The sequence below is a fragment of the Pantoea sp. Ae19-2 genome, from assembly GCF_059801205.1.
The window spans coordinates 3331300-3345661 of the sequence record NZ_JBCHWE010000001.1 but is presented as its reverse complement, the minus strand read 5'-3'; the positions used below and the strand labels follow the sequence as shown (position 1 = coordinate 3345661).

Here is a 14362-nt window from a genome sequence, read left to right as displayed (position 1 = left end):
TAGACATTGTATTCATTTTCACCTAAAACTATACTTAGAGAAAACCCATTTTGTCATAGGACTGGTTCCTCATCATCTTAGCTCCTAAGCGATATACTGAACACATCACTCGCCCACATCATCTTCTCCCCACGCTTTGCTGTAATCCGGTATGGCGCAACCCATAATTTTAAAGTGTCCGAGAAAGCAAAGTGCTGCTGTATCGGTTGGCTAAAGTCATCGTGCGCAGGGTAAATCAGATACATCTCGCCTGTTCCACCAAGGTATTTTTGGCCGTAGGCAAACATTTGATAGAAGTCGGATTGCGCTAATCCATATAGTGATTTTTTTTGTGAGTTGTTATCTACCAGCTTCCATTTAGTATCCATCACCATTTTGGTTTGAACTGGTTGGCGTGACTGAATCAACAAATCAGGACGAAGCTTAAAGCAATCGTTAAGCCCATGCTTTACCAAAGAATAAGTGGCAGCCTGTGATTTAACTTTAAGGTGAGGAGGAAGCTCGTGGGGGAGGGTTTGTGTAACAAAAGACTCAAATACCGCTTCCATAGGGAACAAGAGTGATATTGCGTTGGTGTTTCCCTGCAAGGCACTCGGGCTCATTCCTCTCAGAATCAGCTGCGCCCAGGCCATTGGCTCGTAGTAATGAGCCATACCACGCTCGAGGCGTAAGCTGTTTATATCACTTTCAATATCCCGGCTAAGTGGGATACCGTCAAACGCAAAGCGCAGTTCGTAAAGCCAGCGTTGATTCTCTGATGATAGCTGCAGACTAAGTAACTTATCCAGTGCGGAGTGTAGTAGCCGATTGGCTGCACAATTAGGCATATAGTCATCATAATCGACACAAAAATTATGGCGATTCACCGCGTTATGCCGCAGCTGTGCAGAAAGCATCAGCTTGCCCTTCATAAAAGGCAGATTACCTTGCTCGCTCACATAGTCGGAGCGTAATCCTTGTTTAAGCAATTGGCTGACGCTAAGCAAAAACTGACTGATAAAAATCTCAAGTAAAGGCATGCGCTGAGCCTGCAGAGTTGCCTGTTGGGTTTGAATATGCCGAAAACCAGGCAGATGGCTTAACATCGTCAATAATGTTTCTCGCGCACTCGCAGTCGTGAGGTTTTTACCAACCTTGGGCAGTATCTCAAGCTGGAAACCGTGAGGTGTAGAAAGCATCCCCGCGTAGTTTTGCACCTGAAGCAATTTGAAACCTGAGCGAGAGGTGAGTTTGAGAAATTGGCCCCCTTGAATACTTGCTAGGCTAAGTGCTTCTAAATAATCAAAGACCTGTTGAGGCACCAGCTTTGCGCCAACTGAAGCTGCTTTTCCACTCCCCAACAGGTCATATTCAAAAACTGAGATAACTTCACCCATGGTTTACGGCCTGCTCATCAGGAGTGGTCTGCTGGGGTTGATAAATTGAACGATAAGCCTGAGGCATATTCCAGATCTCTTGATCAAATGCTTCGAGCTCGTAAGCTGTCGATTGCTGATCATGGCGTCGTAAACCATGGTTGTTACCAAAAAGCGTATCGAGATCGTCGGTTTTCTCAATCACGAATTGCAGGTTGTCGTCTTGTTTCTGGTTGTCTGCCAGCACCAACCTGATCTTGTTCCAGTCGTCGAAAAAGTATTCCTGTAAAAGCGGAATGATCTTTTTCTGGAATGCGATCTTCAATTGTTTAAACGCAGTTTCTTCATCACCGGCATCGAGTGCATTTTTTACCGGCATAAAGAACGCATGCCCCAGCGAATGTTCTCGATCGTAAAGCGCTTCGATGCGGCTATTTAGTTTCTCTAACAACGGCTCGAGTTCTATGCCTTTCACTTTGGTTCCACTCAGTAGAGAGAGATCAGGCATCATCTCGACAAAGTCAAAGCGACGGCGCAAAGCCGTGTCCATCAGAGCTAAAGAACGGTCTGCGGTATTCATGGCTCCGATGATGTCGACATTGGCGGGTACGCTGAAGTGATTACCGCTATAAGACAGTTGCAGGCTCATTGCATTGGACATACCCGTACGCTTGTCTACTTCAATGAGTGAGATTAGTTCACCAAAGATCTTGGATATGTTTCCGCGATTGATCTCATCAATGAAAATGGCGTAGCGATGTGCTGGATCAGCATTGGCACGCTGACACAGCCGCATAAAGATACCCGGCTCAATAGGGTAAGAGATGTTGCCACTTTCGTCAGAGCGAGCGCGGATACCCTCAATAAATTCTTCGTAGCCGTATGATTGGTGGAACGTAACAACCGAAAATCGTTGAATGGCTTCGGCAGATTTTGGACCACGTTTAAGTTCGGCGTAGAGTTCTACCAAATCCTCCACTTGCTCGAGCTGTGAATCAACTATCAACCACTCGCTGTTATCTGTTTTGTTAAATACGGCAGGCTCACGCCGATTCTTATAATCAACGGTTAACGACTCGGGAACTGTATAGGCTTGCAAAGCCGCCCAGGCAGTATTCGATAGGTTGCCATTACGACCGTTTAATAATGCCTTACGTTGAAACCACATATGTTCAATAATTTGGCGAACTTTGGCTCGTTTCCCAAGATCGAGCAGCACCAGCGTTATAACCTGCATCCAGTTCAACGATTCAAGGCGAGAATCCAGCCAGGCATCACGATCAGCAGGAACTGCATGAGAAGTGTACTCTTTCATTTTTTGCTGCAACGTGAAGGTCTTGCCAGTGCCTGGGGGGCCAAAGAAGATCACGTTAGTTGGTGAATGTGGAATGGTCTTGTTCTCGACGGGCTCACTGCTGGTTATGGATGTCGTGCTAGCTACTTTCTCCTGCTTTTGTTCATTATCGCGTTCACGGAGCAATTCATAGAGATGCCAGATGGCCATATTCACGTAATAAGGATCTTTGTTAGGAGATTTGGCGTGTATGGCTTGTTTCAAATCATAGTTTTTCTGTAACCAATTTCCGGTCAGTACCAAACCGAGATGGAAGTGTTGATTTAGGAATTCTGCTGCTTTATTAAAAGCATTCTCATCCACAGTACTGGTGAAGTTATCTGGCGAGAACGCGGCAAAGACACGATTTCTTAAACTCCAATACATGCGCTTAAGCTGTCCGGTCTCTTTAGCCTGCTGTAGCGCATTGCCTACGTATTGGTAGGTTGCTTCATTCGGTTGCTGACGAATCCGTTCGGTGAGTTCTCTAAGCAATGGGAGGCTTTGCTGATATTCTGCTAATGATGGAACGCCCTGACGAATACTGGCAATACCGTTATCGCGTTCATACCAGAGCCTCTTGACTAAATCATCCGTTTCAGGCGCAGAAAAAGTTGAGGTTTGTTGTAGCAAGGTCGTAAATTCACGGTATCGCTGATCCCACTTGGAAGCTGAGTAATTTTTATCTTTCGCCAGGACATCAATCAATTCACTGATCGTCAGCTTGCCTGCTTCAATACTATCAACAAGATCCATCGTAGTTTTTCCTTTGATGCCACATTTCTTACAAGGTAGCCAATGAGTTGTTTTATGATCTATCTTACCAAGCATGAGTTTGCAGCCAAGTGCCATTGACCTGCCCCCAGTATTTGATACAACCTTCAGTTAGTAATGCCGGTTGGTTTTTCTTCATGTTTCCCGTTTCGCCAGCATGCTGCAAATTCACACGGCGTCTGGTAATTCAGCGATGAATGAGGTCTGGACTCGTTATAGTCCTGCCGCCAGTCATTAATGATTTTCCGGGCATGAAGAATATCGCTGAACCAGTGTTCATTCAGGCATTCATCCCGAAAGCGACCGTTGAAACTCTCAATAAATCCGTTCTGCGTTGGCTTGCCCGGCTGGATTAAGCGCAGCTCAACGCCATGTTCAAAGGCCCATTGATCGAGCGCGCGGCAGGTAAATTCCGTGCCCTGATCGGTTCTTATCGTTGCAGGATAGCCACGAAACTGCGCAATGCTGTCCAGAATACGTGTCACCTGAACGCCTGTAATCCCGAATGCCGTGGTGATCGTCAGGCACTCCTTCGTGAAATCATCTACGCAGGTCAGGCACTTAATCCGGCGGCCGCTGGCAAGTGAATCCATGACAAAATCCATCGACCATGTCAGGTTCGGCGCATCCGGGCGAAGAAGCGGAAGCCGTTCAGTCGCCAGCCCCTTACGGCGCCGCCTGCGTTTTACACCCAGACCGTTAAGGTGACAGATGCGGTAAACCCGCTTGTGGTTGACGTGAAAGCCCTCCCGACGCAATAACTGCCAGATGCGGCGGTAACCAAATCGGCGGCGTTCAAGTGCCAGCTCTGTGATACGTAAAGACAGCTGCGCGTCAGCAGCCGGGCGCTGAGCCGAATAACGGCAGGTTGAAAGTGACAGACCGGCCAGCCTGCAGGCACGGCGTTGCGACAGGCCCGTTGTCTCACACATGGCTTCCACGGCTTCCCGCTTCTGGTCCGTCGTCAGAACTTTCGGCCCAGAGCCACCTGAAGCGCCTCCTTATCCAGCATGGCTTCAGCGAGCAGCTTCTTAAGGCGGGCGTTCTCCTCTTCAAGTGACTTGAGCCGCTTCACTTCGGGGACTTCCATGCCGCCAAACTTCCTGCGCCAGGTGTAAAAGGTGGCGTCTGAAATAGCATGCTTACGGCAGAGTTCCCGGGCCGAAACCCCGGCTTCTGCCTCGCGGAGAATACTGATGATCTGTTCGTCGGAAAATCGCTTCTTCATGGGGATGTCCTCATGTGGCTTATGAAGACATTACTAACATCGCGGTGTATTAATCAATGGGGAGCAGGTCAGAAAACCGGCAGCCCTGTGCAATTCGAGATAACCAAAGGGGCAAGAGAAGCTGTTGCTGCATTGATAAAGCTTAGCAATTTGCACAGTAAAGACTTCTTGTTTCGGTCTCGGGTCGGAACTAACCAGCACATTTCAACCCGGCAATACAACCGAATCTTTCATGGGTGGGTAGAAAAGCTTGGTCTCTAAGATTCGCTTTACAGCACACATTCCATGAGAAGAACAAAACCTTACCTGATCTACAAGAAAACCAACAATCTCCGGGTGATCCAACTTCTGTTGGGTCATAAGAAACTGGAAAGCACAGTTCGTTATCTGGGCATTGAAATCGATGATGCGTTAGAGATCTCTGAATCGATTGAAGTCTAAGGTTGTCAGGGCTGCAACAGCAGCCCTGTGCCAGAAGCAGACAAGCTGTTTATTTTTTGACATGAAACTGCGCGCTCTTTGGACGTTCGGGTTATTCAGTCCAGTGCCAGCAGATTCTCTTAGCTGAGTACGCGGCCAGCTGCATAATTGCAGGCACAATCCGGCATCGATGTGCAGCTGCGGTCGCAGAACTGCTGGAAAACCATTCTGTGCAGTTCATAAGCCAGCCTCGGTACGTGGCAACGGTATCATTGATAAAATTTATTTTAATTTTCCCTTACCTCGAAGAAGTGATAGGTATTGATCAGTGGCAAGTAATGGTAGATTATTCTCTTGGCTAGAGTCGATGTCTCTAATTAAAATTGTACGGTTTTTTATGCTGAACTTGTATTTAGTCTCCAGCATTTCCCAAAACATTCTTTTATTTAATCTTGATAGCTTTATAAAATTCACAAGACCATCAAGACTCATAACTAAAACTCTCGCCCCTTTTGACTCTTTAAGGTTGCTAATTTCGTCATAAATCTTTTCAGCATCTTCTTTCTCTAAAACAAGATCTGAGATTATCACCAAATGATAAACACCCCTTCTTCTCTTTATTAAATGTTCCATCCCATCATGACTAATAACCACATCATTATTTAGAATTGGGATAACGCCTTTAACCTGATCGATACCTTGCAATGCTTTTTTCTTATACATGCCACAAAGCTTTTCATGAGATTTTAATCCCATTTCAATCAATGATGATGCTTTAGACTGTATAGATAATACGTGGTCATTTTCTACAACAAAAATATCAACTAGTTCTCTTTTTTTATTACCCTCAATAACATAGGGAGAAAAAAACACTTCTTCAGGTGAAAAAATTTGCCGCAAAGCATGATTTATAAGAGCTTCCTGCTCATATCCCTCAGAGCCGTTTTTGCTGGCGCTAAATTCATATGTTAATTCGGTATCGTTTGGTTCATGAACACTTGCAAGGTAAGATTTTTTATCGATTACACTTAGTGGCAGACTGAATATTTTCTCGTTACCAGTCAAAGCATTGTTGCAGAATTCATCCATTGCTTCATTGCCTTCCCTAAATCCTGAATTGAGAGAATAGGAATTAGCACAAAAATTTTTTAAATATTTATCCGGTAAATTTCCCGAAACTTTTATTTTCAGATCCATAACACGCATTGTATGCGAATCAAAAAATGTTAATTGAATACCATCATAATCACCTGACAATAACAAATCCAGCCCTTTGATTTCATCTTCCTCTCTTGGTGGATAGGCCAGTAAAAATGGATTATCGACATTATCTTCAATCAACATCCCGATCACTAGTATATTTTTTTTAGTAGATAAACCTACCAAAAGATGGATAGGTGCTCCTGACCAGACGGATTTAATTATAGGAATGCTTGATTTAAGTATTATGTGGATATTGCGATTTTCACTATCTATCCACACTCCATGTAACTCATTGTTTAAATAGGCTAAAAGTTTAGTATTCATTTCAATTTTCATTTCCTTATAGTGATAATGATTGTGTTTCACACAAACCCACCAGCAGTTCCAACTATGGTATCTCAGTAACTTAGATTGCTTAACTGCAAATCGCGCTGTTTCTAAACATCATATGTCCGCTTCTCGCTCAAAGCAGCCTCTCTGACCTTACCTGTGGGGAGGGAGTCAGAATCTTAAGTAAAAAAGGACAGCTATAGCAATGAGAAATATAAGCAAAGTTATATTTTTTTTACTAATTACTCCATCCTGATATGGCTTTTTTTTTTGAGGCATCCACTCAGGCTTGTTACTAGCGGAAATTAACGTTTCACTAGAAAACGAACGTGTTTTTTTTTCAAGCATAACTGCATTAAGCATTTTTTTGATGGGGTCAAGCTTCTTGAGATAATTCTCGTTTTGACTCGCAAAATTCTCTGTGATTATTTCTCTATCTTCATTTGAAATATTTGATGGTACCGAAAATTTAAGGGTTGGTTCTTCTTTTTCACCCAAAATCTGCAAATTGGATATTGATACAATCCTACCTGATATATCTCTACCAGCTGGAGCTGAAATGCAAAAAATCCTTTCCCCTGAATTTAAAATTGTAAATTGACCAAATAAGAAATTCAATTCTAACTTTGTCCGAAACAATTCTTCAGGTATACCAAGTATTAACTCAGGTGGTAGTACGCTAAGATCGATATGTTCATGTAAGTTGTGTATTGTCCCACCTTCGAGGGCTCTGATACAACCTGTCTGTGTTCTGTCAGGCAGCAACCATATGCATCTCATTTCACTTTCCCCTCAGAATCAAAAATCATTTGTAATGCAGAGGTAAAACAAATACTAAATATATGAGAATCAGTCATACTCATAGGACTTAGACCAGAAATCCTACTAGTATAACTACCTAAGGTTTTCTGAGTTGCTTCATCGAGATTTTCACGGTGGACAATTAATGCAGAAGTCAATTTTTCCTCGATAGTTGAAGGATCAACGCTTCCATCAAATATTAGATCCATTTTATTTATAATAATAAATAAAGCGCTTTCTTTTTTAAACTTTGGAATGTTTGATGCAATCCATTTAAAATCAGATTTAATTCTGCGCATAGTGTTTTCAGTGTCGTTAGTTAACTTATCAAAATCAACTAAATAAAAAATCACATCTGCCTCTTTGCAAGATTGCAACCAGAATCTTTCTCTTTCATCAATCTCCCCACCGACATTAATCGAATTTTTACATTTAAATTTCACTTCGCTTTTATTAGGAAGTGGCCAAGAAATGTTGAAGGTCTTTACGTTTTCAGCACCTCTTGTCTGTATGTGCTCTGCAGGAACAACGTCTCCGCTTAACTTATTGAAAAAGCTATTTTTTCCTGATGCTGTTGGTCCAATGATAGCAATGCTCTTACCATTCCACCAATCAACTAATCCTTTGTACATACCCGGAACCTTATCTATCGCAACCTTAGTTAAAGCTATAACAACTGCTCCGACAGCCTTTTCAATCCATTTTTTAAACATAGGAATTCCAAATTATAGTTTTGTTCTGTATGAGCATCGTATCAAATTAACCCTATTATTCAACAATATCTTCCATCTATCTCTAATACAGATAATTATCTAAATTAAATTCATACTAATAACATTTTCTGTGAAAATTTGGTTTCAGTTTCCCGGGGCAAAGTAATCTGCAAATTAAAGTCCGCTCCTCGCTCATAGCAGACTAAAAGCGCTTAGGTTCTGCCCACCTTGTGCCAGAAGCTGTGAATGCTAGTATTGCGATGTATCGATCAACGAGTGAAGATCAGGATATATGATGGTAACTAGGGAAAGCATGAAAAAATGGATCATCGAGTGTCTTCAGGAACGGGGTGGTAGTGCTTGGCCACGTGAAGTTTCAAAGTATGTATGGGACAGCTACGAGGCTGAGCTTAGGTCTTCCGGCGATATGTTGTATACGTGGCAATATGACATTCGTTGGGCCGCTCAACAATTGAGAAACGAGGGTACTCTAAAACCAGTAAATAGACGCAGAGATTTGCCATGGGCACTAGCATAGCAAAGTAAGGGTTAACGTTCATTTCGCGGCCATGTCTGACTTTGTTCTGAGTGGATGGGAATTGATACCTCTGAGGAAAACTTTCCTGCCTGCGTGAATCTTGCTTTGACAGCCATATCGGTGTTCTACTGGTAAGGCTTTACACCCACTCGAAATGCTTATTTTTTGTACGGATTTTAACTTGTGGGTACAAGTGCGGGTATAACTATTTATTCCTATTTATAAACAACATTGATATCAGTCTATTGGGTGTGAAATTCGAGTCCGGCCTTCGCACAAAGTCATATAAATTATTACTTATCAATAAGTTAGAGTTAAAATTCCACCTTTTTTGCATGTAATAAATGACATATACCTTTAACCAGAAATTGCCGCTGTAGTTATTAGTGGCAGATTTAGGGAATACTATCTCATAGCGGCGTGTAGTTCCAAGCTTCAAACACGTACAGTTTTCAACTTGAAAGCTATGACGCCTAGCCCACGTCTCTAAATCATCCCAAAAATTTCATTCGTTCCACACTTAGCGCGGTGTTCCGTAATGCCATGTCGTGAGACAGCACAGGGAATAAACAGGCGATAGATGGGAATCCTAACCAGATCGGGAAAGCATCTGGCTCTGCAACGGTTTCAGCCACCGGACTATAACGGCTACCTGATAAGAGAATGAGTGAAAGCAGAACATAGATGACGCCTACGTCGCTGATCGGTTAATACCCCATCACGGCGCTAATGATATCTATGCGCCAAAAACAGGCTATACAAAATCTACCCATACTTATGCCCTGGTTGCGCCAGACGACACCGGACGGTTCTGGCCTAGCCACTCATCATGCCAGTCGTTGTAATTATATGAATCATCGTAACCGATAAGCGCTATCACCAGGTCTACAATCATGTGCTCAAGATCGTTAGCCACAGCAGCGCCTTGTATAGTTTGGACTATTGTGCCCCCTGTATTTGGCCCCTCAGGCTCTAGCCTTAGGCGGTGCCATTGGTAGCGAGTTGATATTACATCGCTTAAAAACTCATGTGGGCTTTGCGACTCGAAGCACTTATTTTGGTAGTAGTCGAGTAGCCCGATTAGTATTCCTTGTAGGCCAATTATGTACGCCTCGTTTGCCTCAACCATAGAGGCAGTTGAACCTATATCCCACCCCTCTGTAGAGTTTGATAGCAGTACTTTTTTAACCAGCGGTAACAAGTCAATATAGTCGTATAATCCATCTCGGTTTGATGGCACCCGTAAGCTTTGTTCCTCGTAATGCTTGGTGGTGCGGTAAGTATGATTGTTGCCAGACATCATGCTCACTGCTACTCGTCTGCACTATCTCGCCGCGCTTTAACGCGAGTTAGCCAGTCATCACGGTATTGCCTTACAACTGTCTCTGTGAGTTGTTTGCCAAAGCCGCCCCGCACTTGGGTGTCGTTATGGCATATGAGGCAAAGCACCGATAGATTATGCGGGGCATTGTTGCTTGGGTTTTCGTCGATATGATGAATCTGAATGGGTTTGCCGGGATCTCTACAAACGCAACACGTTTTATCTGACTCAAACAGAATAGATACTGATAAGTCGGCGGGTATAGGTATGCGTACCTTCTTTTGCATGTGGTCAATCCTTTAATCTACAGATCTCGCGAGGCTCATTTTTACGAGGCGGCTATGAGCTGGCTATCAATATAATTAGGTGAGCGGGTTGCATTGGGGCTTTTCAGCCCCTCAGATTCGTTCCTGCTATTCTTTCTCGTGCATCTTTTTAACAGCTTCATTCCAACGTTTATTGCACTCGCTGCACATGTGCCTTTCCATATCAGGTTGGATGTCGCCACACTTGGCAGTGATATAACCGTCCATTGCTTTCCCACAACCGGACTGGAGACGTAATTCTGCTTTACTGTACGGGCTAAGATGTCCCATTGGCTATCACCTTGATAATTAGTAAATTGAAACCTTTCTATAGATACTTCAGGTCACGTATTGAGTTGCCTCAGATATGTAAGTTTAACTCTGAAGATGGTTTTTTTGCTAATAATAATGCAATTCTGATAAAAGGATAAAAATCTAAATTTAATAATACTTCCTCCACTCATTAAATGGTGAGTGGAGGAAGTAAGTTAAAATCTATACCTGTGGGCGGCAAATGCTCACCATTTCATCATGGTGGACTTTATCAATTTCTTCAATCCAAGAGAAAATATCACCTATTACATTCGTTCCTTCTCCGATTAAGTTCTCGGCAATGTCTTCATTAATTTCGATCACCGCACTGTGTGAGTATTTGTTAATGAATCTATAAACTTTTTCTTTCTTATGTCCATCAAATGCCACACACCCTTTTGCTGCTACATCCATCAACTGTGATAGATCTGATCTATGTTTTGGATATTTGAAATTTAGAAATGATTCTAATAATTTACGTGAAAGGTTGGCTGTGAAGAATGCTTGTTCACGGGTTAATCTAGGGTGTTCTTTGTGTTTGTAGAGTGTTTCAAATATATAATGATATTCTGAGTTATAATCTATAAGGCTTGCATCTGCATTACAGAGTGAGGATGAACGGGGCGTTACTGCGCTCGGCTCTATCGTGTAGAAAAAGGCATTAGCTGGTTTTTCTTTATTTTTTCTGTTTCTATTATTTGTATTAAACCAGTCTCTAGCGAGTTTGAAGAAAGTAAAGTTATGAGTTAAAAGAAAGAGTTGCTTGGCTTCATGGCAGTATGTTTTGATGAAGGAATATGAATGAAATAGGTGGTTAGAGTCAAAACTTGATACAGGATCATCGAATACAAGTATGCTGTCTGAAATTTTGTTATCATTTTCAGTAAGTTTTGTTATAAAGTAAATCAAAGCAATTGCAGTTTTCTCGCCTTCACTTAGATTAGGCGCATGACCTATTTTATTATCTCTTAGTATTTCATACCCATTCTTTGATTTATTAAACTGTAGGCTAAGTTCAGAGCGACCTAGAAAACCATGCAAATGCTTGTTGAATATGTCTGCTGCAATTGTCTCATTCGATAATGAGTTTTCAATTACTCTAATTTCTTCCCGAATCTTTTTTAATTCTTCTGATGATTTATCAAGATTTTTAATTTCATCATCACGATTAGATATTTTCCTAAAGTAGTCAAAGGATTTAACTTCTGATGCTGCATAATGTGATTCAAGCTGAGATTTAACCTTGGTTGTTTCTTTTTTAAAGTCACTAGTTTTTTTATTGTGTAATTTTATTGAGGTATTAATTTCTTCTGATTGCTTATTAAACTCTTTAAAAAAGTCTTCTTTTATCTCAATTGCGATCATGCTTACATTAAAAGGGTTTTTAATTTTCTCATCTAAAAGCTTACTCCATTCTTTTATTTCATTATTTATTTTTTCAGCTTCTTTTTTTAAAAGGGATGCGCTATCTTTAATTTTTTCCTTATATTCATCATAGATATCTATATTATTAACATTGATTACTTCAATAAATTGATCTTGAAGCCATGACTTAGCTCTATCTAGGGTTTCTGAAAATTTCTTATACTCGTCATTGAAATGAGCATTAAGTTCATCAATTCTTTCTTGAGATATTTTGCTGCCACAAAATTCACAATATTCACTATCCTTATTTATTTCTAAGCCATGCAAAACCCAAGTCTGGGTTGTTTGGTTGTTTTTTAGGTGTTCAATGATCTTGTTTGTAATAGATTGCTTAAAAAGTTCATTCAACCTGTCTTGTGCTTTTTTAAGTAATGTTTGCTCTATATGTGGAGCGATTATATCAATCTGTGGTTTCTGTGTAGGGTTGGCTGCTTTAGTTAAATTCGAAACTTCATTAATATTAAGTATTGCACCGTCTTTGTTTATTTCATTTGTATTTGAATTGATGAATGCTTCTAATTTTGTTCTATTGTAACTCAAAAATCTAGAGTCGCTAGTGTCAATTACTTGAAGGCTGGTCTTGGTTCTTCTGGCTGCATCTGTTAGAAATTTCTTAATGTCAGATGTGAGTTTTTCATTATCTATTTGATTTTTTATATGTTCTTTGTTTTTAGTTTCAAGGGATTTTTTTAGTTCTTCTAGTTTTTTCTTTTCAACAATTTTTTCTTGAGCAATTAATAGTATACTTTTAACTGAATTATTCCAGTCAATGTTTTTGTTAACAAAGCTTTGATTGAACACCTTAATGTTTATGTTGTTTGTAGCTATGTTTTCTTTATTTATTACTGAGCCGTCAATTGTTTTAATGGAAAATGTTGACTCAGGATATCTGATGAATTGATGGTTTTCAATTTGTTCAAATAAAGATGTTAGTGTTGATTTTCCACTACCATTCCAACCATATATAAGATTTAGCCTTCCGAAATCCTTTGCATCGATTTTTGTATAATTCCTGAAAATTCCGTAGTCTTTGATAAACTCAATACGTTGCATCATTTATAGTAACCCCAGGTAACTATATGAATGTTAGTTTTCTGAAACTCGCTTGTGAAGAAAAATTACCCTAATTTCAGTAGCGATTACCATCACTTTATGCGGAAGATGATGATCTCTGCCTACAAACGACCGTTTCCCTACTTCTCTATACCTCTTAGTTTTGACCTGTCAAAAAATTAGCCTTGACTTTTATCGCAGGTCATGACTATGCAGTGGCCGAATCATTGTTTAGTTCGCTGAAAAAAGAACGAATCGGGAAACGCATATATAAAACCCTGGATATGGCCCGGGCGGATATCTTCGATTAAATTGAAGTGTTCTACAAGCGGGCCCGTCGCCAGAGTCATCCCGGCTGCGTCAGTCAGAAGGCCTTCAAACAGGCCTTGTCGTGAGGACAGACTTTCTATAGGCGTGGGGGCAGTTCACATCCGGCCACATAGCTATCCACGGTGAATAATCGCTTCATTAAGATTGTGAATAACCTGGTCAATGTATTCTTTATCTGTGCTAGCTAGAGCCTGAGATTCACCGGAAGAACTGTTCAGAAAAACGAGGTATTCCGTCTTTAAGGATTTAAGCCAAGCTATACAACCCAATACGATAAGCACCCCAATCCCTTTGAATAATAGGGTCGAAGCAACAAAAACCATCATAAGCCCAATCAAACCTAAAACGATTGGAGCCGCTTTCGGAGGCTCATTTTGCCCCCTTTTAACAGAAGTTACGCCGTTCATGGCATAGGTTGTTGTGCCAACGATAAAACGAGAATTACTAATGCTAACATTACCGTTTCTGTAGAATTCTATTTCTGACATTTTCAATCCCATAATCTGTGTGAGGTTGCCCATGGTAATACTTACGGCATAGTACTGCTTAACTTTAATTTTTTTAACTAAACATGTATCAAATATCTCAGGATAAAAGTGATGCTTCTAGCCGTTGGCCTCGAGATGAAGGCAGGAAACCTTTCTGTTTATTCGCGCGCATCGCTACTTGGTCGATAAGAAATTATCATTCTAGATTTTGGCGATTTTTTGACCAATGAAAACACGGATTTTGGCCGATAAGAGACGAATCAGCACTGCGGCACTCTACTACGATGCAGCAAAGGGGCTGTTTATAATGATGAAAATAGTTAGTAATTAGTCATAAATTCCTGCTGTTCGCTCAAAGCGGATACAAGTCAGCTCGTGAATCTTTTAGCAATAATAGTTAATAACTGTCTGTCTAAAACAATGGGGAGTTGGT

8 protein-coding genes and 2 pseudogenes are annotated in these 14362 nt (G+C 41.2%); 2 read left to right on the top strand and 8 right to left on the bottom strand.

All coding sequences use genetic code 11. The annotated features are described in order from the left end of the window. Nucleotides 1–77 precede the first annotated feature (77 nt). The 3 genes from AAIE03_RS15430 to AAIE03_RS15420 form a co-directional block, all read right to left on the bottom strand. Nucleotides 78–1376, bottom strand: a complete 1299-nt coding sequence (locus AAIE03_RS15430) for an McrC family protein (protein ID WP_105079022.1) — start codon at nucleotides 1374–1376, stop codon at nucleotides 78–80. Next, nucleotides 1369–3444, bottom strand: coding sequence for an McrB family protein (locus tag AAIE03_RS15425; protein ID WP_105079021.1), 2076 nt, complete (start codon nucleotides 3442–3444; stop codon nucleotides 1369–1371). The genes AAIE03_RS15430 and AAIE03_RS15425 overlap by 8 nt, the downstream gene beginning before the upstream one ends. A gap of 125 nt (nucleotides 3445–3569) precedes the next feature. Next, nucleotides 3570–4690, bottom strand: a protein-coding gene (locus AAIE03_RS15420; RefSeq protein WP_105079020.1) for an IS3 family transposase whose coding sequence is annotated in 2 segments (ribosomal slippage) — nucleotides 3570–4432 and nucleotides 4432–4690 — 1122 coding nt in all. Because the reading frame shifts where the segments join, the coding sequence is not laid out codon by codon here. 69 nt (nucleotides 4691–4759) lie between these two features. Here AAIE03_RS15420 and AAIE03_RS15415 point away from each other — a divergent pair. After that, nucleotides 4760–5131, top strand: a pseudogene (locus tag AAIE03_RS15415) (tyrosine-type recombinase/integrase); the annotation flags it as partial. 261 nt (nucleotides 5132–5392) lie between these two features. Here the strand turns inward: AAIE03_RS15415 and AAIE03_RS15410 are convergent. The 4 genes from AAIE03_RS15410 to AAIE03_RS15395 all read right to left on the bottom strand — a co-directional run bounded on the left by AAIE03_RS15410 (nucleotide 5393) and on the right by AAIE03_RS15395 (nucleotide 13114). Beyond that, nucleotides 5393–6637, bottom strand: a complete 1245-nt coding sequence (locus tag AAIE03_RS15410; RefSeq protein WP_105079066.1) for a hypothetical protein — start codon at nucleotides 6635–6637, stop codon at nucleotides 5393–5395. A 177-nt stretch (nucleotides 6638–6814) separates the two neighbouring features. Next, nucleotides 6815–7423, bottom strand: a complete 609-nt coding sequence (locus AAIE03_RS15405) for a hypothetical protein (protein ID WP_105079019.1) — start codon at nucleotides 7421–7423, stop codon at nucleotides 6815–6817. After that, on the bottom strand, nucleotides 7420–8157 hold the full coding sequence (locus tag AAIE03_RS15400) for a Rab family GTPase (protein ID WP_105079018.1): 738 nt from the start codon (nucleotides 8155–8157) through the stop codon (nucleotides 7420–7422). Before AAIE03_RS15400 ends, AAIE03_RS15405 begins: the two co-directional genes overlap by 4 nt. A gap of 2659 nt (nucleotides 8158–10816) precedes the next feature. Beyond that, nucleotides 10817–13114 (bottom strand): AAA family ATPase, encoded by a 2298-nt coding sequence (locus tag AAIE03_RS15395; protein WP_029570940.1) that lies wholly within the window; start codon nucleotides 13112–13114, stop codon nucleotides 10817–10819. A 203-nt stretch (nucleotides 13115–13317) separates the two neighbouring features. On the opposite strand from AAIE03_RS15395, the pseudogene AAIE03_RS15390 reads away from it, so the two are divergent. Then, a pseudogene (locus AAIE03_RS15390) lies at nucleotides 13318–13506 on the top strand (IS3 family transposase); the annotation flags it as partial. 48 nt (nucleotides 13507–13554) lie between these two features. Here the strand turns inward: AAIE03_RS15390 and AAIE03_RS15385 are convergent. Continuing rightward, entirely contained in the window at nucleotides 13555–13929 is a 375-nt protein-coding gene (locus AAIE03_RS15385) for a DUF6232 family protein (protein ID WP_029570941.1), read from the bottom strand. Between the last annotated feature and the right edge of the window lie 433 nt (nucleotides 13930–14362).